This is a genomic window from Sulfolobus sp. E5-1-F, from assembly GCF_009601705.1.
GTDB lineage: Archaea > Thermoproteota > Thermoprotei_A > Sulfolobales > Sulfolobaceae > Saccharolobus.
The window spans coordinates 1374420-1397500 of the sequence record NZ_CP045687.1 but is presented as its reverse complement, the minus strand read 5'-3'; the positions used below and the strand labels follow the sequence as shown (position 1 = coordinate 1397500).

Below are 23081 nucleotides of genomic sequence, written 5' to 3'. Positions count from 1 at the left end.
AGTGAAGTCTCCCGAAGGAAAGGGACGCGAGTCCTGAGTACGAGGGAGATGGACCGGGGTCTTGCCTTTCGTCTTGAAACACGGGCCGGGGAGTTCACGCCAGTGGCGAGCCTAAGGGGGTTAACCCCGAAGGCGTAGGGAAACCGAGTGCCCGCAACCCGGGAAACCGGGTGAGGGGCAAGGTCTGTCAGGGCCTGAAGTCACTGGCGTGAGGCTAGAAACCGGGCGATCTAGGCCGGGGCAGGCCGAAGCCGGGGGAAACCCCGGTGGAGGGCCGAATAGGGGTTCTGACGTGCAATTCGTTCCCCTGACCCCGGTCTAGGGGCGAAAGACCAATCTAGCCCGGTGATAGCTAGTTCCCCCCGAAATGCGTCCTAGCGCAGCCTCCCTGGAGGTTGCCTACGGGGTAGAGTCACTGATTGGGGGTTCGGAGCGAAAGCTCCGGACTTCCAGTCAAACTCCAAACCCGTAGGCGCCGAAGAAGGGGGGAGTGGGCCACTCGGCGTAAGGTTGGGTGGCGAAAGGGAAACAGCCCAGACTTGGGTTAAGGCCCCAAAATGCCGGCTAAGTGCCAGTTGAAGGGCGTCTCTAGCCTTAGACAGCGGGAAGGTGGGCCCAGCAGCAGCCATCCTCTAAGGAGTGCGTAACAGCTCACCCGCCGAGGCTAGAGACCCCGAAGATTGGTCGGGGCTCAAGCCGGCTGCCGAGACCCAAGCGTGGGGGCTCATTGAGTCCCCACGAGTAGGGGGGCGCTGTGGTGGGGTAGAAGGTGGGTCGTGAGATCCACTGGACCCACCACAGGTGCAGATCCCGGCGGCAGTAACAGCGAGGAGGGGTGAGATTCCCCTCCGCCGGAAGGGCCAGGGTTTCCCGGCAATGGTCGTCAGCCGGGAGTGAGCCGGTCCTAAGGCGAGGCCTAATAGGTACTCGCCGAAAGGGAAGTGGGTTAATATTCCCACGCCCTAGGGGTAGGCGCGGTAACGCAAGCTGGACTCCTGACGGATCTGGGTAGGGTGAGTGGGGTCACCGCCCCATCCAAGCGCTTAAGTCCCTGGAGTACCGTAATGGTGAGAAGGGGACGAAGGCGTGATGGGGTCCCCTTTGGGGACTTCACCCGATCCCAGGTCCCCTTGAAAAGGGAGTCCAGAACGATCCCCTAGGACCGTACCGAGAACCGACACTGGTGCCCCTGGGTGAGAAGCCCAAGGCGTCTGGGGGTTAACTCAGGCTAGGGAACTCGGCAAAATAGCCCCGTACCTTCGGTAGAAGGGGTGCCTACTGGGGTCGTGAACCGGCCTCAGTAGGTCGCAGTGACAAGAGGGACCTGACTGTTTAATAAAAACATAGGTCCCCGCTAGCCCGAAAGGGTGTGAACGGGGGCTAAATCCTGGCCACTGGTGGTTGGTGAAAGCCGGGTACAACCGGCCGAAGCCCCACTGAAGGCCGGGGGTAACTCTGACCCTCTTAAGGTAGCCAAATGCCTTGCCGGGTAAGTTCCGGCGCGCATGAATGGATCAACGTGGTCCCTACTGTCCCAGCCTGGGGCCCCGTGAACGCCCAGAGTGGGTTCACAGTCCCGCAACTCCCCACACCGAGAGAAGACCCCGTGGAGCTTCACCGCAGCCTGGCGTTGCTCCTCGGGCACCTATGCGTAGAGTAGGTGGGAGGGGTCGAACCCATCCCTTCGGGGATGGGGGACCCGAAAGTGAAACACCACCCATGGGTGCTCGAGGAGCTTACCTGCCCATAAGGGTGGGGACAGCGTCAGGTGGGCGGTTCGGCTGGGGCGGCACTCCCGCGAAAAGATAACACGGGAGCCCAAAGGTCGGCTCAGGCGGTACAGAACGCCGCCGTGGAGTGCAAGGGCAAAAGCCGGCCTGACGAGACCCTTCAAAGTACGGGGTCTCGACGCGAAAGCGCGGCCTAGCGAACGCTCGTGCCCCCACACGTGGGGGCCGGGCATGACAGAAAAGTTACCCCGGGGATAACAGGGTCGTCGCGGGCGAGAGCTCCCATCGACCCCGCGGTTTGCTACATCGATGTCGGCTCTTCCCACCCTGGGGGTGCAGCTGCCCCCAAGGGTAGGGCTGCCCGCCCGTTAAAGGGGAACGTGAGCTGGGTTTAGACCGTCGCGAGACAGGTCGGACTCTAAGGGTGGGGGGTGCTGGCTGCCTGAGGGGAAGGTACCCCAAGTACGAGAGGAACAGGGTACCGGGGCCTCTAGTTTACCGGTTGTCCGGTAGGGCAGTGCCGGGCAGCCACGCCCTGTGGGGTAACCGCTGAAAGCATCTAAGTGGGAACCCCTCCCCGAAAAGAGGCAGCCATGCGGGGCAACCCGCGAGAGCCCACCCCTAGAAGAGGGGATTGATGGGGGCGGGGTGTAAGTCCCGAGGGCGAAAGTCCGAGGGATTTAGCCCGCGCCTCCCAATCGGGCAAGCCTCCTTGTCGTTAACGATTCTAAGCGGTCCGGTAAATCCTAAGCCAGCTAATGGGCCTAATTATACTTTCTATTTAGTCATAGTTCTGCGTAGAAGAGAGTGAGGATAGGAAATGTTTAATAGGCGTTAGTTTGGTTCTTCAACATCTGAAAATATCCATTCTTTAGCGTTATTGTGCTATTCACTTTGATCACATTTGCTATGTATTCTTCTATGTGATTATTTATAGTTGTGAGCGTTTGTGAGAAACTCTCTTAACTGTTCTTCAACATTTTTAGCTTGTTCGGTACAAGGTTATGTTTTTATATATTTTCTGCCAATATTAATTTCAGGTTGCAATTGTAGATGCTGTTAGTGGAGTTAGGCTTGTACTTGGTGTAAATTTATTTCAAGTCCTTTAAACCTTAAATACTAATATAGATTCTCTTCAAGGAGATTTAAGTGATTGTAAATAGTTTTTAAGCGAGTGTAGTATAAATCTTGTATTAAAGAAAAATAAACGTTATATTCTCTCTCTAAGTCATTTTCAGGAAGGAAATACTAGACCTAGTGCTCGGATTCTGTATTTTCGGTACTATGGGCAATATTTAAGCTTTTTTGAAAAATCTTATGTACTCCTAAGTTTAAGGGATAAGGTAGGGGGATTCTGATGGCTTTATGTAGGAAAGTATTTGAACAGCGTTGTGGACTAAGTTGTATTTTGTGTTTGAGAATGGTGATATTGGGTTTTGCTAATAATATTGGGGTTTCCCAGTTTTATATAGCCTATTATGAGGAGTGCTAAGAGCTTTTTTGACGTTTTTGTATGGTCTAAAGGATGACGATAATTACTTTTTCCTAAGTGTTATTTCTGTGTATTAGACTGGTAGTGGAGATTTTTACGTTTATCAAGGTATGATACACTGAGTATTATGCTAATTTTGGATGAGGATTTCGTTGATAGGAAGAAGAGGTTAATTATTTTAAGCTTGAGGAGGAAGACTTATAGTAGCATGTGAGTTGAAGATATTTTTGCTAAGTGTTCTGATGGCTTTTCTGCTCGCTTTATCTATGGTGTTTATGTGGGCATAAAATCGTTAAGATCTAGGATTTTGGCTTATAGGGCTGGATGTGTATTTAATGATGCTTTATTTATTTTAAGAATGGTAAGTGTAGTTTCTAATTAGGATCTGTTAGGAGATGATATGGTAATTGTGTTGCTGTAATAATGAAATGGTTGTGTGGTTTTCTATTTTCTCTCCTAGTGGAGTTGTTGGTTTGACGCTTAGGTGTTTTTTAGGTTTTCTGAGGGTTTATATAAGTTTTATACACGTCCTAGAGGAGAGTTTAAAGAGATGAACAGTATGGAGTTATAAGGGAAAAGATTCCTAACCTTTGTGGTTTTAAACTATTAGTTTTATTACTCTGTTTGCTAGTAATGAGGCTATTATTCCTATAATCGTTAATCCTACAGCATAAGTTTCGAATAGGAAGTAAACTCTAGTTGGATTTGGGATGAATCCAAACACTAATGGCGCTATGAAGCCAAACGTGAAGAATGGGTGTACAACTGACCATGAGAAGCCTAATATTCCTCCTTCTATTGCATTTAACCATTGTTTCTTTGATAGGAATAGGTTTCCCCTAGTCGCTAAGATAGCTATATCTGCCGTTAAGCCGTAAGTTATGATGTCCTCGAAGAACCATAATGGTTCCCCTGCAAAACTGTAGTGTATGATGTCACTTATTATATCGTAAACTCCCATGGTTACCATTCCCGCTCCGAATTTCCTCACTAGTCCTATTACTATAAATGCTGATAGTACTCTGAAGAATACTGGTGGGTTTATCCAAGGTTAGAAGGGTGATGGTATGAATATTGAATCCCCTACAATGTGGTCTAGTATTGCTACTATTGCTCCTCCAATTCCCATGTAAACGTAGTCTAATGTATTGAATTTCTTTAGGGCTTTTGTTTTATATATGAGTATTATAGCAAGGGGGAGTGTTCTCATGCAGTCATCTTATTCGAAAAGTATTAGTAAAATTATATCAGACTAGAAATTTTTATAATTACTCATCTTAACCTATAGGTTAAGGAATTAGAACGCTAAGGACGGTCTCTAGAATAAGGTTTATGTGCGAGGATTACGAGATTCTCTGTGAGGCTATTACAGATGGATCCCGTAATCCTCGCACAACTAATACTTTTGATTTTAAGAAATTTAAATCTTAAGCCAAGAAAGTACGAGCTAAAGGATCTTGCACTAGCGTTAGCAGCATACTCCTTGGGAGTTCAGATCACGAAAATAGGAATCCCACCATCAACACTATACTACTACTTGAGGAAAGTGGGAATAAGGAGGAGAAGGGAGAAGAGACCAACATGCCCATCATGCAACTCCAACAGAGTAGTCAAGAACGGCTCATCCAGAGGGAAAGAAAAATACAAGTGTAAAGTGTGTGGAAGAACGTTTTACAACACGTTGAAGCACAGAATGAATAAGGAACAAAGGGAGAGAATCTTAAAGGAGTACTTGAACAGGATGAGCATGAGGGCGATATCAAGAGTTGAGGGAAAGCCATTAACTACTATCTACAGCCTAATGAAGAGGATTGGAACAAAGGCCTTCACGAGCTTGGTAATATTGAAGAGTCAACTCAAGAGTTTCGTGGCCAAGTCTACAGTGTTTGACGAGTTCTGGACTTATCTTCGTGTTAGGCATGGGAAGGTTAGAGCGGATCTCTGCTCTTTCTGATGGGGTACCTTTTTACGAGTCTGGGGACAGAAGTTATGGGACTTTCCGTCTCCTCTTGAGCTGGTTACCTAGGAGTGGGATAAACTATACTGATCACTACTGTGTTTATCAAGTTCTTGATAAACGCGTAGCTAGTAAGAAGTACACTTACATTGTGGAGAGCCATAATTCTTGGTGTAGGTCTCATCTTGCTAGGTTAGCTAGGGATACTAGGGTTAATAGGAGTCAGAGGATGGTGGATTACAGTTTAGCCTTGTTGAACGTTATGTATCCTCACGTATTCTCTAGGGAGATAACGCCCTTAAACGAGACTTACTTGAGGGCAGTACAGTATATTAGAGATGATCTGATATAAATTTACTAACAGTTCTCGAATAAGATGACTGCATGAGAACACTCCCTAGCAAGGATTATTGCTACTATAGAGTAAATTATTACTACATATGTTGGAGTGTAGGGTATTCCAATATGATGCGCCATATATATCACTAGTAAGAAATATTTCTATGAATTAATAAATGTTATTTTCGTTATGAAGAAAATGTTATAATATTGAATGACTTTATATTGGAAGAAAAAAGTAAAACTATTTTAAAATTGTTCTACATAAAGTCAATTTTTCTTTCAATATAATTTATAGTTCTTGTATAAGTCGTGTGGTTTTGCTATTCTATTTTCTTGATCTTGTATAATATTGCGGATGCTATCCAAGTTACTATGAAGGTGAGTATTACATAATATCCTATTGTCTCCCAATAAACGTTGTTTAATGCTGCTATTTGATCCCAGAATAATCCAGTTAGGTTGAACTCAGCTTGTAATAGTCCTAACAACTCTATTGTGCCTATTCCAAATGCTATCAATATGGATATTAACGTCATTGTTAAGTTGTACCATAATTTTCTTAAAGGTGATAGGAAGGCCCAGCCATAGGTAAACGTCATGAATACTCCGTCTGTTGTGTCTATTAGTGACATTCCTAAGGAGAATATAATGGGGAATATCAGGATTGTATAGATTGGTATATGTATGTAAGTTGAGGCTAGTATTGCTGAAATGGATAGTATTGCCACTTCTGTTGCTGTGTCAAATCCTAGTCCAAAGAGTAATCCTATTATGTACATTTGCCACTGTTTTGATACAATTTTAAATAGTTTGTTAAAATACCTATTCATAAAACCTCTTTTCTGTAGTATCTGCTCTATTTTTTGTTTATCGTGTTTCCTTTCCTTGTATAGCGAATACAGTTCATAAAGTACTATTGTATTTAGTAGACCTAAAAGGTAAAGAAATCCTCCGCTTATTAGTGTACTGATTAAACTACCGAGGTTCTCAAGTGAGGGTATTGAGGATGATATAAATCTTGTGGCAAACATTAGGGCTAATGATAGTAAAATTACTACTGTTGAATGGCCAAAGGAGAAGAAGGTTCCAACGAAGACTGTATTTTTCTCTTCTTGTAACATTTTCCTAGTTACGTTATCTATTGCTGCTAAGTGGTCTGCGTCTACTGCGTGCCTTAAGCCAAATGTATATGATAGAATTCCGATTGTAATGAAGGTTCCTATTATCTCTCCGGTATCTGTTTTTATTGTTAGTTCTTTTTGTGGTAATGTGTATAGGAAGAGAAAAAATAATGCCGTTAGTGTTACGTTAGTTATGTAGAAAAGTGATAAGACGACTAAATTTTTGTGCCCGATTGTTTGCATGACCGTGTTGGAGTTTGGTTTCATTACATATATGGATAGCCTATCCAATATATAAACTTTTCATTATTTCAGGATGAGAAGGGTTATGGTTCTAGATGGCCTATCGAGTTTGTCTTCTCGTTAAGCGTAAATTTGGCGAATCAGTTAGAGTGAGGAGTTTGGCAAGTAGCTGAGGCTATGCTCAAGTTCTGGGTCTATGCTTGTATGACCAACATGGCAAACTTCGTTGTGGGTAGGGAGTTGAGGAAAAGGCTAACTAATAAAATGCTATATGATTATTTATTTTTCATGAAAAATGATTATTATACAATATAATTCTATTGAAACTTATTGAAGAGTATCACAAAGCAAGTATTCCATGATATCGGGTAGGCTATAGTGTTTTTTATTACTGATTTTAAGAACCTAGAACGCTGTAAATTGTAGAATATTTAATTAAAAGTTTATTAACCTAAGTTGTTCTTTCATATTATGCTAGTGAGTGTTGAATGGCTTTACAATAACTTAAAGGACGTCAAAGTTGTAGAGGTTGGTTATAATCCACAGATAAACTATTATGAGGGACATATTCCAGGGGCAGTGTTAATAAATTGGAAAGATTTTCTCAGTGATAGTTCCAGGGAATTCGCTAGTCCAGAGAAGTTGAGTAAGGTCTTAGGAAATGCTGGAATAAGCAATGATGATCTTATTGTTTTATATAGCGATATGAATAATAGGTATGCGTTTTACGCTTATTGGATCTTAAAGGCTTATGGACATAGGAATTTGGCTATTCTAAACGGTGGAATTTATAAGTGGATGAAGGAGAATTATCCTATTGAGAATGACGCTGTGATGGTTAAGAAAAGTGAATATAAGGCTAAGAAGCCTGATTGGTCCGCACGGATTTTAGTATGGGAGCTATTGTCTAAGCTTAAAGAGTTTGTTTTAATAGATTCTAGGAGTAAGGAGGAGTATGAGGGTTTGACTGCTGCACCTCCAGAGCATAAATGTGAGCAGACTCAGATGAGTGGTCATATTCCGGGGGCTAAGAATGTTCCGTGGACTGTTTTACTTAATGAAGATGAGACTATGAAATCTAGGGAAGAGTTGGAGAGGATTTTCTCTTGGTTAAATAAGGAGGATAAGATAGTAGTATATTGTAGGACTGGTGCTAGGGCTTCTGTTGTTTGGTATGCTTTAAAGGAGGTTTTGGGATTTAAGTTGGTCAGACTTTATGATGGTTCGTGGGTTGAGTACGGAAATATGGTTGGTGTTCCGGTAGAGAAATCAGCTAGTGATCATTCCTCTATTTGAATTTCATTTTTGTCTCTCGAGGTATTTATGAAATAGATCTTCTAATTCTTTATACAGTTCTTCTGCTAATTCTTTATTGTAATATTTACAATTTGCTATCATACCTGATAAGCGTAATGTTTCAACTTTTGCTTCTTCTAATAGTTGATATAGTTCAAAAGTCAATGCAGATTCTTTTGATGATAGTTTGAGTAATTGCTTTAAGAGTTCTGAGCATTCTTCTTCGTACATTTTATCGCTATCTGTTGTAATTTGTAAATCTTCTCTAGATCTCTTCTTGTTTCTTCTATTTTCCTTCTCAACTCTTCTATTCTCTTCTCCTCTATCTCTATTTTCTCCTTTAGTTCCTTTTCTTTTGAACATGTAATAGTTTCACCCCATTGAGGCAACTATTATCATGATAATTAGTGCCAGAGTGATGTATATGATGTACCATGAGATTGAGCTATTTATGAAAGTTTCACCAAAGGTCTTCCCGAATCTTCTTATTAAATTAGCTAGTTTATAGATGTATTCCCAGAACACGTCTAAACCATATGTTGGTAAGAATTTCTCCTCTTCTGATCTTAAGATTTTCTTTAACATTTGTCTTATGTTATTAGCCATGGCAAATGCGGTATATTCTTCTTGCCCATCTACACCGTTATTCCATATTTCTGCTTTTCTTATTTTAGGTTTACCAAACGCTATATAGGTTATGATGGAGAAGAATAGTGTTAATAAAAATATGTAGAGTGGTGATATTCCTCCAAATGTGCTACTGTAGTATTGCGTTAAAATTACGCTATTGGCTAGCATTCCATAAATTGTTGTAGTATTTCGGTAAGGATATATCAAATAAGGTAGTGTGAATCCTAATATGAGTACTATAAATGAAGATGATAGTATGGGATATTTCATTATTTTGCTTAATTGTTGTTTTGTATTTTTAAATAAGGATGTATACGTTATATATCTAATTAGTAAGGCTGTTGCTAGACCTTCTCCCATTGCTATGCTTGCTCCTATCCCTATGAATAGTATTGATATTGTATTGTGAAGGACGTAAGAGAACATGAATAGGTTTTCAAGCAATAACCAAGATGCTACTCCTCCTATATTTGGTAATAATCCTGACATAGAGGAGGCTAATAGGCTTAATCCTATTGCAATATTCCTTATCTTTTTTGCATAGGATATACTTTGTTTTTCTTGTAATCCAGCTGAGAGGAATAGCCCAGTCTTGGCTAATGAATGTGCAAATGAGTAGAGAACGACAGTAATCGTGGAAATGTATTCTATTGAAGAGAGGTTTAGTTGTTTTGAAATCATATAAAGGCCTAAGGCTACCAATATTGCTCCGTTATTTTCTATGGTACTAAAAGCTAATATTCCCTTTATGTTTTCATTTACATATCCGTAAAGTGCTCCGAAGAATACAGTAAACGCTCCTATACTCATTATTGTCAATGAGAATCCAGTTGGAATAGTTGTTGTTAGAAATGACATTTTTAGTATTCCGAAAACTCCCATTAGTGTCATTGTAGCACTTAATATCGCTGATAAGTTTGATGGCGCAGTGCCATGTGCTATGGGTAACCATTCTGAGACAAGGAAGGGCATTATACCCATTTTTATCATAAATCCAAAAGTTGCTACAATTAAGGGGATTGGAGTTGCCAAGTAGTTGAAGTTTGTAGTGTTTGATATTAAGAACCCAAACAAGATTAGGGCTGTGCTTAGTTCTCCAAATGCCATGAAAATGAAAGGCGGCCTGTGATTTTTTGCTGTCAATCCTATGGCAACATAGGATGGGATTGTCATAATCTCCCAACCTGCTAGGAATAGCAAATAGTTGTTAGTGTTCAAGATAAGAACCATGCCTAAGATTGTTAGTGTGTATAATGGAGAGAGCCATTTCCCGTAATTGTCGTATTCTATTGAGAAAATTGAGGCGATTATCCATACCGAGGCTGAAATTATAGAGAAGAAGGAGAGGACTCCGCTAAAGCTGTATATCGATACAATAAGTAGTATTATTGATGATATTGCGGTTGATATATATCCAATCTTCCTATCGAGAACGGAAAATATAATAGAAATTATGAAAGGTACTAAAGAGTAGAGTAATACGTTCATTTTTCCTTCACCCTTGTTAATGCTTCAAGTATCGTGAAGGGATTCGGTGGGCAACCAGCGATTTCAATAGCAGCCTCTAGTGGTATTCCTTCACCTATTATTCCTCCAGATATTGCACAAGCACCTAATAATATTATTACTTTGGGCTCTGGCATTGCATCGTAAGCTTTTCTCAGAACTTCTTTCATTTTTTCCGTTAACACTCCCATTATTATTAACGCGTCTGCATGCCTTGGAGTATTGGTGAAAAATATGCCGAATCTTGTCATATCGTACTCTGGTGATGATAATAATTTTAGTTCCATATTGCATCCTCCGCATGAACCAGAGTCTATTGGATAAAGATAAAACGATTTTTTGAAGAGTGGCTGGGTTTTCTTCACTGTATATATCCTTGGATTAAGATTAGGTTTATAGTTAGGATAGCATCTTCTGCAAAATATGCACTTTTCCTTTATCCATTTTTCATCCTTTATGGCATTTGTTGGACAGTTGGCATTTCCTTGACCTTGTATTTCAGTACTCCATTCCGGTAATTCCTTTGGATATTTTTCTGTCATAATTCCTTTTCTTAAACCTCTTATGAACCACCAGTTTTTCATTCTAACTTCACCCCGAGTTCACTAACCCAGATTCCATAACTTTCCCAGTTGAATTGAAAATCAGTGAATATTGTATTGGTCACACTCTTCAAAAATAAACTAAGATTAACTTGTGAAGGAGTGAGAAGTGATACTGACTTTACAATACCGTTATCTAAATTAACGTAATAGGCTAAATCACCCGAGGGACTCTCGACTCTTACCAGTCCCTCTCCTACTTTTTTATAACTTTCCTTTGTTTTCTCATAATTAGTATTATTGTTTTTTATCATATCATATAGTGCTACTAGCATTTTTGAGGACTCCAATATTTCTAGCCCTCTGACGAGGAATCTTCCGAATGAATCTGATTCATGTGTGGTAATAGTTTTAAATCCTAAATCGTCATACGGCAAGACTTTAAAGTCCTTTCTTGCATCATAATCGAATCCAGCAGCCCTTGCAGAAGGCCCCACACTATTCTCATCTTTAATCTTTCCATTCTCTTGTAGTCTATCTATGAAAATTCTACTTTCAACTAATCCATCGAAGATTTGCTTGAATTCCTTGGTAATATCAATTATCTTTAATAAATTTCCAAAGTCACATCTAACCTCGTTTAGCGAATTAACGCCAAAGAAGTATCTATGACCGCAACTTTTGCCTATAAGTCTATTTACCTCTTCAACGAGATGTAAGAGGTGAAATGTAGGCACATTTAGCGAGGCAGTTTCAGCTAATCTTGCTATTACGAATAAGTGGTTTCTTATCCTTTCTAGTTCTATTTCAGCTATTCTCTTCAGAAGGGTTTGATAGTCTAGCTCTAGCTCCAGAGCGTCTTCAATAGAAAGCAAAAAGGCTATGGTATGCGAAGCACTAAATGGCGCATTTATTCTCTCTACTTTAAGTATCGCATCGTCGATTGGCAATCCACTAATTTTTATTGTTCTGTTTTTGTAAACTTCAGCTTCTATTCCAAGGATCTTTTCACCATTAGTTGTAATTACGAACTTTATCGACTCAAGTAAGCCACCAGCTGAGGGTCCATATATGAACCTAAATGAGCCATATGTTTGTGGTGTAAAAGGTTTTTGTGTTTCCTCACATTTCCCTTCAGTTATCGTTTTTTCATAAAGACAATAATTTCCTAGCTTGCCTATTTTCCTCCCCTCACCTTGTTGAGACCATTTATAGTACCTCATGGTAAGATCACCAGTAAAAGTATACCGAGAATGAGAGGAATTATAGATGATATGAGTGAAATAAATGTAATTAAAGTAGGTTCTTTTAAATTTGTCTGGTTTATTCCTTTTTGTGTAAATATTATTTTAGTGATGTTATAGTTTATTGAGATGAACGCTGTTGCTAAGGACGCTAATATAAGCACAAATTCTATGGTATATCCTTTTTGAATTAATGTTTGTAATATAAGGAATTCTCCTATGAAGGTTGCAAAGGGTGGTGTCCCTGTTACTGCTAGGGATGACATCAGTAGTGAAGCTGAAGTTAATTTCAATTTGGAATATAAACCATCTATATTTTCAATCCTTTTTTCTTCGAGAATTTTTACTATTATTCCACTTGAATAAAAGGCCCCTGCTTTTCCGAACGCGTGTGAAAGGAGTAGAATTATCGCTCCAAGCGGTTGCCCTAATACTAGTCCAAGTAAGGCTAAGTTCATGTTTTCTATTGTAGAGTATGCAAACATTCTCTTTATATGCCATTGATTGAGTAAGATAATCGACGTAGTTATTATAGATAGAGTAGAGAATATCACAAAGATATTGATTAAGGGGTTTATTAGATATACCATGTATAAAACGTAAGCCGCAGCTGGAAGTAGCACCCCGGAGAATAGTGCACTTATTGGAGAGGGCGCTTCGCTATGAGCGTCGGGTAACCACGTATACATGGGGAAAACTCCGGCTTTTGTTCCAAATCCTATTAAAGCTAAGGCTACTGCGAGCCTAGTTATTATGTTGTTTTCTGGTGTTATTTCCGTTATCGTGAGTGTATGATAGTTATAGTAAATCAAAATGATTGAGAATAGGGCTAGGGTTACTCCAGCTGATACTATAATTATGTATCTCCATGTAGCTTCCAAGGATGTCTCAGATGCCTCTGCGACTATTAAAAGAGCGGAAGTTACGGTTGTGAGTTCTATCCCAACCCACATTAGCCCGTAATTGTTTACAATTACAGTGAAGATCATTGAGGTCACGAAGGAATTTAGTAGGATGTAATATAATCTTTCGCTAACTATTCTACTTGGTTTTATATAATTTATAGAGTAGAGGGTAGATAGGAGATAAATGGATGTGATCATTAATAGGAAAAATGTGGTAAATTTGGTGATTAAGAAAAAAGTGGTTATAATTGGCGTTAAGAAGTAGAGGGAGAGGCTAATGAGTATAGTTAATAATGCTGATAGTATAGAGAGTACTTTGATTAGTTTAAGTTTGAAGAAACCTATATTGATTAAAATGGGGATTAATAGTAAGAGGAGTGGTTCTACATCCATTTAGATCACCCTTTTAATTCGTCTAATCTTGAGTGTTCTATTTTTTCTAGTGTTAGAATTGAGGAAACAATGACTAATCCCAAAACGTCAAGAAATATACTCACTTCTATTAGAAATGGAATAGGTAATAGTAAAATGCCAAGGAGAATGGTAGAGTTTTCTTCTTCTATGAAACCTAGAAATTGAAAGATTGTACTTCTTCTAGAAATAATTAGAAATAGTCCTTGAAAGAGCAAGATGAAGGCGAATAACAAAATCAACGTATTGTTAATTTCTGTAATTATATTTATTTTTTTCAGAACTGAATAATATATTAGTAGGGAAGCTATAATAGAAAATATCAGATCTAATATTAGCTCGGAAGCTACTCCTCTAGAGCTTTCCCTAATACCTGGTTTTTCTTTTAATCCCCTGAATAAAAATATTGTAATTAGTATAGATCTAAGTATTAGTATTGTTATTCCTAAAACTATATAATCGATAGAAGAAAGTGTTATTCCTAAATAGAAGCCTAGGATTGCGATAAGAGTGGATTGAATAGCTTGGACGTATATTGCTGGTTTAAAGTAAGCTTGTCCTTGAATGTAAAGTGCAGAAATTACTATAAAGGTTGAAAATAACTCCAAAATTTCTGAACTATTCATCATCTCTTTCACCCCAACAAGATGGTAAGCGTTAGTGAGAATAGGGAAAGGAGGAATGCTATTGCTAGATAATCTTGAACCTTGAATAACCTTAGTTTAGCTAGTGTAGTGTTAATTATTATGCTTATTAGGATTAGTAGTAGCCATTTAATGAACATCACACCAATGTCTATTAATGCACCTATAGTGCCAACTTGCAAAAACCAAGGGAATATGAAAACGTTTAAGAGTACAGATCCTAACAAATATTGTTTGATGTAAGAACCCCATTTTAATATTCCAAGTAATTTTCCACTATATTCATAGAGAACTCCATCGTCAATCATGCCCATCTCACTTAGCCCAGGGCTTTCCACGGGTAATTTACCGGTTTCAAAAAGCCATAACATGAAGAATGAGACTGAGACAAAGATGTGATCCAATTGAAAGTAATGAGAAATGCTCTGAGAAATATAGTCTAATGTTACGTAAGGGTTATTTGTACCAGTTATGAGAGCTACACCAAAGAAAACAGTTATTAATGTAGCTTCAGATAAGAAAGTGAAAGATAGTATTCTACTTACTCCCAATGCTACGAAGTTACTTCCGCTTTCAAGAGAGGCAATCATTTTTATGAATGCAGCTAAGGAAAAGAGTAACGCTCCGCCTAGAAAGTCCACCGTGGGGGTAAATAGTATTGGTGCAGGATAAACTACTGGGATGACAAAAGAAATCAGGAGATAAATCCCAAAAACTATGTAAGGAGCATAAATAAATATTGTTGACGAATTGCTTGAAATAACAGTTTCTTTTCTTAAGAGTTTAATTATATCGTAGTAAGGTTGGAAGATACTAGGCCCATTTCGTCCTTCAATTATAGCTTTTCCTTTATCATAAATTCCTTGATATAAAGGAGATAGCAGAACCACTGCAATAACTTGACTTATTGTTGAAGCTATCATTTGAGCATCATTTGGCGCCATACTTCCCACCGTTTTTGTGGCGAAGTAGGCGTCATCAACCCCTATCATCAATTAAGGGGCGGTTTAGGGATGTACCCTAGGGGGACGCCATCCCCCGTCTCATTGCTTAAGCTCAACATGATAGTTATCCCAGTAACTCATTTTTAAAGTTGTTGCTAGAGCATGCTTTGTGAACTTATTGAATTTCCATAAGTATCTAAGCGTTTTTATAGATATAAATTATGAGTCATGAATTTCTTAAAATCTAGATGATAGTTACCTGGGTGATTTATGTTTTCTTTGAAAATTGCAATATCTTATCTGAATTAAGTACAACTCTGCTAAGAAATTATTGTATATGCCTAATGTTTAATGTTGGGTCTTTAGTATATTAGAGGAGAGCATGTTTGCTTATTTAATAAAGGTCTCATAAGACTACCTTACGCTCTTACCTTATTAGCCCTATAAAATGTAGAATCAATAATTTTAAACACTTCCACAGAAATGAATTGAAATTGAGAGGGTACTTGAATCATCCAGTTATATTGAGTGTTGATAATTATTCATTCATTTGAAGGGTAGTTTAAATTCTTCTAAATCATTTTAGCCAAATACTTTAATATCGTAGCGAAGTTTTTGCAAGAAGATTTAAAAATGTGGCAGCTACTCTTTCTCTTTTTAACAATGGAATCATATGTTGAATTAAAAACAAACCAATACTTTATATGATTTATACTTAATTAACAAAATTGCTGTCTGTACTCGTTATTTTGCTAGAAATATCCATTCACTAACAAAGGAGTTAAAACATAATAACAACGAGGTGAAGTGTAAATTTTTATTTATGAACTTTTACCCGTAGAGGCATTATTTCGAATAGTTATTTACGATACTGATAATAATCTTTATCTAAGATCGAATAGCTAAGAAATATAATTTATTATTAAAACATCGAGTCTAAATCCTCTTTGGTTTTCCGTAAATGGAGTAGATAAACGAGGGTAAATATTTGAAATTCTTAAGATGATTCGTATGTGTAGTTCTGAGTTTTTAAAAAAGATTGATCTCTTATAAGCGGAGAAATCAGAGAACAAGTAATATCCTTATTTTTTCTATCTAGAGAAAATACTTAGTAAATATCTACATGAGCTATCTATTTCCTTGTTTAAATACTTTAAATATACTAAAGAAATCAATAGCTGATCTTGTAAAAAGTATGGAATTATCATCCTTTTCTCCTTTTAAACTTTATCCGTCGAAGTATTGATTATCATGATAGGTAAGGTAATTGTTGTATTAGCAATTATTCTGGTAGGAGTGTTTCTCTTAACTCACACTAACTTGTTCTATCATCCACAGACACCAGTTTCTAAAGGACAAGAGTACTATACGACTACGAACATTCAAAACGTAACTTATCAATTTGCTATAATGTCGAATGCTTCAACAACAAATTACACTGTTCCCTTGAAGTTGAGCTATGGGAACGTTACGATTAAAGTCATGGGACATAGTGTGTTTAATTTAACTGTTGAAGATAATTCCACTGTGATTTACTCTGGTATAGTTAATGGATACTTTAGTAAGTCATTTATGATGGGCGGTGATGTTAAGTTAGTGTTTTCATCCAAGCAAGGTTTAGAAGTTAATGTAACGATTTCTGATGTGTTAAGTTAATTTTTTCTTTTTCTCCTTTATTTCTTTTAATATGTACAAGTACTTTGATGCTCATTGTCATTATTCCTATTTGAAGAAAAACTATGAGGGTTATCTCATCGCGGCTGTCTCAATGGATTACCAATCCGCTATAGATACTCTCTCCTTAAAGAGAGAGAACGTATTAGTAGGAGTTGGTATTCATCCTTGGCGTGTCCACGAGGAGGATCTAACTAGAGTTTTACCTTTGATTAGCAAAGCGGATTTCGTTGGAGAAGTTGGTTTGGATTATAGGTTTTCCAAGGCTCCTAAAGAGTTACAGATTAAGTATTTTGAGGAGCAGATTAAGGCGGGGGAGGGTAAGTTGATAAACGTTCACGCTTTAGATGCTTGGGAAGACGCATTAAACATTTTAGTTAAATACGATGTGAAAAGGGCTATTTTTCACTGGTATACTGGGCCTAGTAGTTTGTTAAAGGATATTGAGGGTGCGGGGTATTTTATTTCAATAAATCCTTCCGTTACTTTTCAGAAGAAACATCAGGATGTGTTAAGGAACGCTGATTTGAGATTTATTTTAACTGAAAGTGATGGTGGTTATGAGTATAGGGGTAAGCTACTAGAGCCGAGTGACATACCCAACGCTATTTCATTTATGAGTAGTTTTCTAGGTATAGAGGAGCAGAAATTGATAAAAAGTGTAAGTGATAATTTTTATAAAGCCTATGGACTAAATGTGGTTAACAGTTAATATAGATATTATAAGAGTGTTTTGAATCTTCTATACTAATCTATACAAGTTAGGGAAACTACATGAACTTTCTGTGGTGTGGATTTTGGACTAGATTTTTTATATAGAGAATAACTTTTATTCAAGATATCTCTATAACAAGGACATGCTGTTAGCAGAGATCATGTTTGTGGTAAAGGGGGGTATTACTTCAAAAGTCATTTGTACATTGATTGTTTAACTCATGGGGGTTAAGGAGACTAAAGTCCCTTTCTTGAGATAGTCCTATTGTAGATAAAGTTCTTATCTGGAGGAAAAAGTTAAGGAGCATGAGCTTTTACTGGAAAAGCTAGGCCATATCCTTGGATAAGGAGAGAGCAAACTCTTAGTAATTTCTCTTCTACAAGGGAAAATTCTAGAATGTTTTAGGATATAGATGTAGGTTAGTCTGAGAAGCAAGAAATCCTCATAGTGGATGCTTCGTCGATGAGGTGTAGTTCAGTCAGAGTTAATGATACTTTCATTAGAACCATCAAGGTGAATCAATTAACGAGATTGCCAGCGAATTAAAGAAGTAAATGAGGTCTAACGTGTATTATGATTTATTGTAATTATGAGACTAGGGTTGAAGGAAGTAATTTATTTGGGTTGATTAGTCTAAGGCATAAGATAACCTTTGTTAGGTCAGGAAAAATTCGGGATAAATTATTTTTAAAAAGAATGTTATTTTTTACATATGCCCGAAATTGCTATTGTAACCGGAGCATCTAAAGGTATAGGGAGAGCTACAGCTAGGTTACTTAAGGAGAATAATTACACTGTTATTTCAATTTCTAGGAGTAAATCGGATGTTGGTGATGTAATTTATGAGGCTGATGTCAGTGATAGGAGTAGTGTATTTAAGATTGTAAATGAGGTTTTAGAGAAGTTTGATAAGATTGACGTCTTGGTTAATAATGCAGGTTTTGGAGTTTATGGCTCTTTTTTAGAGACTGATTTAAATGAAGAAGAGTATATGATTAGGACTAATCTTCTAGCTCCACTATACTTCATGAAAGCTGTGGTTCCCCATATGGTTTCTAGGAGGAAGGGAAATATCGTTAACATTGTTTCGGAAGCCGCTTATATATCTACGCCTAAGCTTTTAGTTTATTCAGCAACTAAAGCTGGTTTGGCTAGTATAACTAATGGCTTGTGGGCTGAGATGAGAAAGTATAATGTTAAGGTAAGTGGTGTTTATCCTGGCCCTGTTAGGACTAACTTCACTTCTCATCCTTCATTTAAGAAGAGTAATGGTGATCCTTTTGCTAAGTACAGTGTTGAGCCAGAAGCAGTTGCTAAAGCCGTTCTAAAAGCAATAAGGACTGGTAAGAGGGAGATTTATGTGCCTTCCAGACTGAAATTGGACCCCTATTTCCTTAAGTTTGCTAACCTCTTCCAGAGTTTCACTTATAGTATAATAAGTAGGTATTTTAGTTAATATATATTGGAGAAAATTTATAAAATATTAAGATCATTTTACAAGGAAAAAATTTATTACTGGAAATATTACTGACTATACATATGACGTTAAATAAAGGGTTAACTAGAGTTCAAGCTGTCGTAATAATAGTTGTTGTTATAATCGCTGTGATAGCGGGGATGGTGGGATATTATTTAAGTAATCATCCATCTAAATCCATAACTACTTCGTCAACTACTACATCTTCATCTATTACAACTAGTTCTTCTCTATCTAGTACTACCACATCTCCGTCAACTACTAGCACTTCATCTCAAGGTGTTACAGTCTTCGTAGCGGGAGCCTATCTTGCTATTCTTAACTACTTAGCTGGCCAATTTCAGAACGCTACTGGAATTCCAGTTCATGTAGTAGGTAGCGGATCATTCGCGTTAGCTTCGCAAATAGCTTCTCAGACTCCAGTACCCGCGAATGTTCTCATTCCAGTTGCCTATATTCAAGCTGTTGAGTTAACTGGCAGTAGGAATCCTGGTTGGGCTATAGCTTTTCTATCAGATCAGATGGCAATAGTTTACTCTAACTATACTACGAAATCTCCTTATTGGTCTCAGTTATATTCTAATTACACTATGGCTATGGAGACTAATGATACTAAATATTGGTATAATTTCTTCTACTTACTAACTACCAAGTTCAGTCTGGGAATTGCCAATCCTAACACTGACCCTGAAGGATTATATGCTTATTTGATACTTCAAATGGCTGGTTATTTATATTCTAATCATAATATAAGCTACTTTGTGAATCTCGTTAAAGCGAATCCAAATGTCAAAGTAGCACCTAGTACGGCTAACTATGTGGCGCCCTTAAAAGCCGGTACTTTAGACTTTACCTTCTCTTATGTGTCTTATGCAGTATCTCAAGGATTAGAGTATCTAAAGTTACCTCCCTGGCTAAGTTTTGGATATTATCCTAACGAGACAAATTGGTATAGCCAATTTGCGTATAATATAAGTGTGAATGGTCAAACGCTTACAATTCACGGAAATCCAGTTTACCTATATATTACTGTTCCATTAAACGCTTCGAATACACAAGTAGCATATCAGTTTATTAGCTTTATATTAAGTCACGAATCAGAACTTACTAAGTTTAATGTTATTCCTATACAACCAGCTTTATTGTTTAACGAAACCAGTAATATTCCACAGTCTATAATGAACTTATTAAACTCTGGTGAGTTAAAATATGCGGGCAACTTCTCTGAAGTTTAATAGCTTACAAGCTATATCCTTTTTTCTTTCTCTCCTTTTAGCATTACCTACTCTCTATCTATTATTTTACGGCTATGGTCCGTTCTTAGTTAAATCAGTTGCGTTCGGTAGCTCTTTACTTTCCTCAATAAGTTTGACGTTTTTTGCTTCAGCCATTTCGATTGTGATAATTATTTTAGTCTTTACTCCCTTGGCATATTATTTATCAAGACATACGAATCCAATCATTGAAACTCTAGTTGATGTACCAGCATCTATTCCACATCCGTTAGTTGGTATTGCTTTAATTTTCATCGATAGTCCTACCAATCCTCTCGGTGCTTTCCTTTACTCGCATGGTATTATTTTTTACTACACTTATACTGGCTTATTGTTGGCTTTGATTATCGTTTCTAGTCCTATCTATATTCGTTCGATGCAGAATTTCTTCGAGTCTCTTCCAAGGTCTTATGAAATATATGCGATGAGCTTAGGTGCTTCTGAATTTAGGGTATTTACTTCCGTAGTTTTCCCTCTTTCAGTTAGGGGGATAATATCCGCTGGGCTAACTTCTATTGCTAGGGCTATAAGTGAATTTGGTTCTGTGGTGATAGTTGCACCTTACGTTACTGGGTGGTTGTTTAATAACGCATACGTGGCTTCAGTGTATATTTATAATGAGTACGAAACTTATTTTAACGCCTCAATAAGCGCCTCAGCTACTCTTCTACTTTTCTCTCTTATACTAATTGTTGCAAGCAGAATAGTTAACCATTTCTTATATAAGACATGAAAATCCTTTTAAATTATTAAGGAATGAAGTATGGTAATATGAAAAAATGGACGCCATTAATATTATTTCTATTTTCTCTATTATTATTACAAGGAATATCTCTACATGCCTCTTCACCATCATTTTCCGTGAGTGCAAGTTATTTAGCATCGTTACCTTATGCCAATTCTCATGCAGCAGTAGTATTCTATCAAGGTAGTTTATACGTTATTGGTGGGGATTCGCATTCAAATCAAGTTTGGATATATTCTAATGGTACATGGAATATTGGACCTAGTTTGCCTTTTAATGTTATTTCGCCTTCAGCAGTCGTCTATAATAATACAATTTATGTTATAGGTGGTTATAATAACTCTGGGATAATCCCTTATGTTCTTAAACTTAATGGTAATTCTTGGGTTATCGTAAGCGAAATGCCACTTCCAGCATATTCTCCTTACGTATTTGTCTATAATAATGCAATTTATGTTATTGGCGGAGAGAATACTACTAGCCCGTCTGGTCTTTATTTTCCACCTTCTAATGTAGTTAGAGTGTTCTATCCCAATAATGATAGTTGGAGGGTAATAGGTTACATGCCAGTTCCTACATATGGAGGTGGTTATATATTTAATGGAACTTCTTTAATAATAGTTAGTGGCTATATTGGGTATAGTGCCTATACTAATGATATTTTGATTTACAATCCTCAAAATAATAATTGGACTATTCTGAATGGTGTTCTTCCCTACTGGATTCACGATACTGCCTTAGCCTATTATAGGGGTATTTTGTTTATTGTAGGTGGTTATATTTATACTGCAAGTTCTGGTGGGATTAATAACGCGATCCTAGCCTATTATAATGGTAATTTGCAAAGAGTTGGATATCTTCCCGTCCCAGTATATTCTGCTGGATACGTACAAGTAGGAAATATGTTATATCTTGCCGGAGGCATTGGTAGTTCATTAAGTGATGTTTCTGCTTTACAGCTAGTTACGTTCAACTTTCCGCCTCTTCCTCCTAAGATAACATCTTATTCTGCTGGAAATGAGACAGTTACCTTAGCCTGGAGTCCAGTTAGGCTGGCTACCGGTTATGAGATAATATATTGGAATAACATGGGGTTCAATAATTCAATTAACGTTGGCAACGTTACTAGTTACACTATAAATGGATTGAAAGACGGTGTAACGTACTACTTTGAGGTTTTAGCCTATAATTCTATTGGCTATTCATCTCCATCAAGTATAGTCACGTTAACTCCTGCTTCAGTTCCTAATCCTCCCCAACTCGTTTCTGTGAAGTACGGTAACGATAATGTTACATTAAGTTGGTTAGCTCCAACTTTTTCTGGGGGCTATCCTATACTAGGTTATTATGTTATCGTTAAGAACGGGAATTCAATGGTTAGCTCACATTTTGTTAATGGTACTAGTGTTACAATAGGGAATTTGATTCCAAATGTGACTTATAACGTTTTTATTTATGCAGTTAATAAGCTTGGTAATAGCTCTCCCTTGGTGCTTACCGTTATTCCAATTACTAAGGCTAGTGTTTTCGCATTTATAACTAAGTTGGGAAGTGGTATTCTAGTCAATTGGACTACCTCATTTCCAGCTAATATAAGTTTGGAATTGTATAGTACTAATGGTAGTCTAATTTCTCAGATTGTGGACGTAAAGGGTAATAATACCTATTTGTTTAGGGTGCCTCAAGGTAATTATACGCTAGTGATAATAGCTGTAAACTCAGCTGGGGTTTCCAAATATGTTTACCATGTAGTTTATTATTTACCACCTACTGCTCCGCAAGTCTCGCTTGTGGGATTTGGAAATAATCTATATATTAGCTGGAATGATGAACCTAACGTAATTACGTATCTCGTTTATGTTAATAATAGCTTAGTTTATGAAGGACCAAGTAATAGCGTTGTAACTAATATTAGTAATGGGACTTACTTGGTAAAGGTGATCGGTGTAAATCCAGCTGGTTCCTCGTCCCCTGGTATTGCTGTAATTCATTATACTGGAGATTACGTTACTGTAGTTAAGATGAAAGTTGTTAATGTAACTATCGTCAATAAGATAGTTTCTGCAGTATCTGGTAATGGTAATAGTTTAAGTTTAGGTCAAAGTATTGTTATCATATTATTGGCTGTGATGATTTTGTTGAGTATTGCTATCATTACGAGAAATAGGAGTAATGGATTTGATTGGTAA

At 37.9% G+C, this 23081-nt stretch carries 18 protein-coding genes, 1 rRNA gene, 1 pseudogene and 1 riboswitch (1 of these 21 only partly in view); of the genes and pseudogenes, 9 read left to right on the top strand and 11 right to left on the bottom strand.

Annotated features, from left to right (window positions below; all coding sequences use genetic code 11):
• Positions 1–2448: ribosomal RNA gene (locus GFS03_RS06845) — 23S ribosomal RNA — on the top strand (it extends 604 nt beyond the left edge of the window).
• A 1372-nt stretch (positions 2449–3820) separates the two neighbouring features.
• Here the strand turns inward: GFS03_RS06845 and GFS03_RS06840 are convergent.
• Together GFS03_RS06840 and GFS03_RS06835 are read right to left on the bottom strand one after the other, a co-directional pair.
• On the bottom strand, positions 3821–4213 hold the full coding sequence (locus tag GFS03_RS06840; RefSeq protein WP_153423117.1) for a hypothetical protein: 393 nt from the start codon (positions 4211–4213) through the stop codon (positions 3821–3823).
• 60 nt (positions 4214–4273) lie between these two features.
• A complete protein-coding gene (locus tag GFS03_RS06835; protein WP_153423116.1) occupies positions 4274–4432 on the bottom strand; it encodes a hypothetical protein in 159 nt (52 codons plus the stop codon).
• A gap of 162 nt (positions 4433–4594) precedes the next feature.
• Here GFS03_RS06835 and GFS03_RS06830 point away from each other — a divergent pair.
• A pseudogene (locus tag GFS03_RS06830) lies at positions 4595–5531 on the top strand (IS1 family transposase).
• Positions 5532–5536: 5 nt separating this feature from the next.
• On the opposite strand, the gene GFS03_RS13675 reads toward GFS03_RS06830, so the two are convergent.
• Positions 5537–5665 carry a hypothetical protein gene (locus GFS03_RS13675; RefSeq protein WP_256365642.1) on the bottom strand — a complete coding sequence of 43 codons (129 nt, stop codon included), beginning with the start codon at positions 5663–5665 and terminating at the stop codon, positions 5537–5539.
• Positions 5666–5841: 176 nt separating this feature from the next.
• Complete coding sequence (locus GFS03_RS06825; protein ID WP_153423115.1) at positions 5842–6936, bottom strand: HoxN/HupN/NixA family nickel/cobalt transporter; 1095 nt, start codon at positions 6934–6936, stop codon at positions 5842–5844.
• Between the two features lie 420 nt (positions 6937–7356).
• Between GFS03_RS06825 and GFS03_RS06820 the strand changes: the two genes are divergently transcribed.
• Positions 7357–8181 carry a sulfurtransferase gene (locus GFS03_RS06820; RefSeq protein WP_153423114.1) on the top strand — a complete coding sequence of 275 codons (825 nt, stop codon included), beginning with the start codon at positions 7357–7359 and terminating at the stop codon, positions 8179–8181.
• Positions 8182–8184: 3 nt separating this feature from the next.
• Here the strand turns inward: GFS03_RS06820 and GFS03_RS06815 are convergent, their stop codons facing one another.
• From GFS03_RS06815 to GFS03_RS06785, 7 genes are read right to left on the bottom strand one after another with little or no spacing between them, the layout of a single operon-like run.
• Positions 8185–8544, bottom strand: coding sequence for a hypothetical protein (locus tag GFS03_RS06815; protein WP_153423113.1), 360 nt, complete (start codon positions 8542–8544; stop codon positions 8185–8187).
• Between the two features lie 9 nt (positions 8545–8553).
• Positions 8554–10299: a proton-conducting transporter membrane subunit gene (locus tag GFS03_RS06810; protein WP_153423112.1), complete on the bottom strand. Its 1746-nt coding sequence runs from the start codon at positions 10297–10299 to the stop codon at positions 8554–8556.
• Positions 10296–10901 (bottom strand): NADH-quinone oxidoreductase subunit B family protein, encoded by a 606-nt coding sequence (locus tag GFS03_RS06805; protein WP_153423111.1) that lies wholly within the window; start codon positions 10899–10901, stop codon positions 10296–10298. The genes GFS03_RS06810 and GFS03_RS06805 overlap by 4 nt, the downstream gene beginning before the upstream one ends.
• Positions 10898–12082 carry a formate hydrogenlyase gene (locus GFS03_RS06800; protein ID WP_153423110.1) on the bottom strand — a complete coding sequence of 395 codons (1185 nt, stop codon included), beginning with the start codon at positions 12080–12082 and terminating at the stop codon, positions 10898–10900. Before GFS03_RS06800 ends, GFS03_RS06805 begins: the two co-directional genes overlap by 4 nt.
• Positions 12079–13401, bottom strand: coding sequence for a proton-conducting transporter membrane subunit (locus GFS03_RS06795; protein ID WP_153423109.1), 1323 nt, complete (start codon positions 13399–13401; stop codon positions 12079–12081). Before GFS03_RS06795 ends, GFS03_RS06800 begins: the two co-directional genes overlap by 4 nt.
• 5 nt (positions 13402–13406) lie before the next feature.
• Entirely contained in the window at positions 13407–14045 is a 639-nt protein-coding gene (locus GFS03_RS06790) for a hydrogenase (protein WP_153424568.1), read from the bottom strand.
• Between the two features lie 8 nt (positions 14046–14053).
• On the bottom strand, positions 14054–15007 hold the full coding sequence (locus GFS03_RS06785; protein WP_153423108.1) for a respiratory chain complex I subunit 1 family protein: 954 nt from the start codon (positions 15005–15007) through the stop codon (positions 14054–14056).
• 18 nt (positions 15008–15025) lie between these two features.
• A riboswitch (Fluoride riboswitch) is annotated at positions 15026–15111 on the bottom strand.
• Positions 15112–16258: 1147 nt separating this feature from the next.
• Between GFS03_RS06785 and GFS03_RS06780 the strand changes: the two genes are divergently transcribed.
• The 6 genes from GFS03_RS06780 (at position 16259) to GFS03_RS06755 (ending at position 23081) form a co-directional block, all read left to right on the top strand.
• Positions 16259–16663 (top strand): hypothetical protein, encoded by a 405-nt coding sequence (locus GFS03_RS06780; RefSeq protein ID WP_153423107.1) that lies wholly within the window; start codon positions 16259–16261, stop codon positions 16661–16663.
• A 31-nt stretch (positions 16664–16694) separates the two neighbouring features.
• Positions 16695–17393, top strand: coding sequence for a TatD family hydrolase (locus GFS03_RS06775; protein WP_153423106.1), 699 nt, complete (start codon positions 16695–16697; stop codon positions 17391–17393).
• A gap of 715 nt (positions 17394–18108) precedes the next feature.
• A complete protein-coding gene (locus GFS03_RS06770; RefSeq protein ID WP_153423105.1) occupies positions 18109–18852 on the top strand; it encodes an SDR family NAD(P)-dependent oxidoreductase in 744 nt (247 codons plus the stop codon).
• Between the two features lie 83 nt (positions 18853–18935).
• Entirely contained in the window at positions 18936–20108 is a 1173-nt protein-coding gene (locus GFS03_RS06765; RefSeq protein ID WP_153423104.1) for an extracellular solute-binding protein, read from the top strand.
• A complete protein-coding gene (locus GFS03_RS06760) occupies positions 20083–20880 on the top strand; it encodes an ABC transporter permease (RefSeq protein ID WP_153423103.1) in 798 nt (265 codons plus the stop codon). Before GFS03_RS06765 ends, GFS03_RS06760 begins: the two co-directional genes overlap by 26 nt.
• A 23-nt stretch (positions 20881–20903) precedes the next feature.
• The gene (locus GFS03_RS06755) at positions 20904–23081 is read left to right on the top strand and encodes a fibronectin type III domain-containing protein (protein WP_153423102.1); all 2178 of its coding nucleotides are present in this window, start codon (positions 20904–20906) and stop codon (positions 23079–23081) included.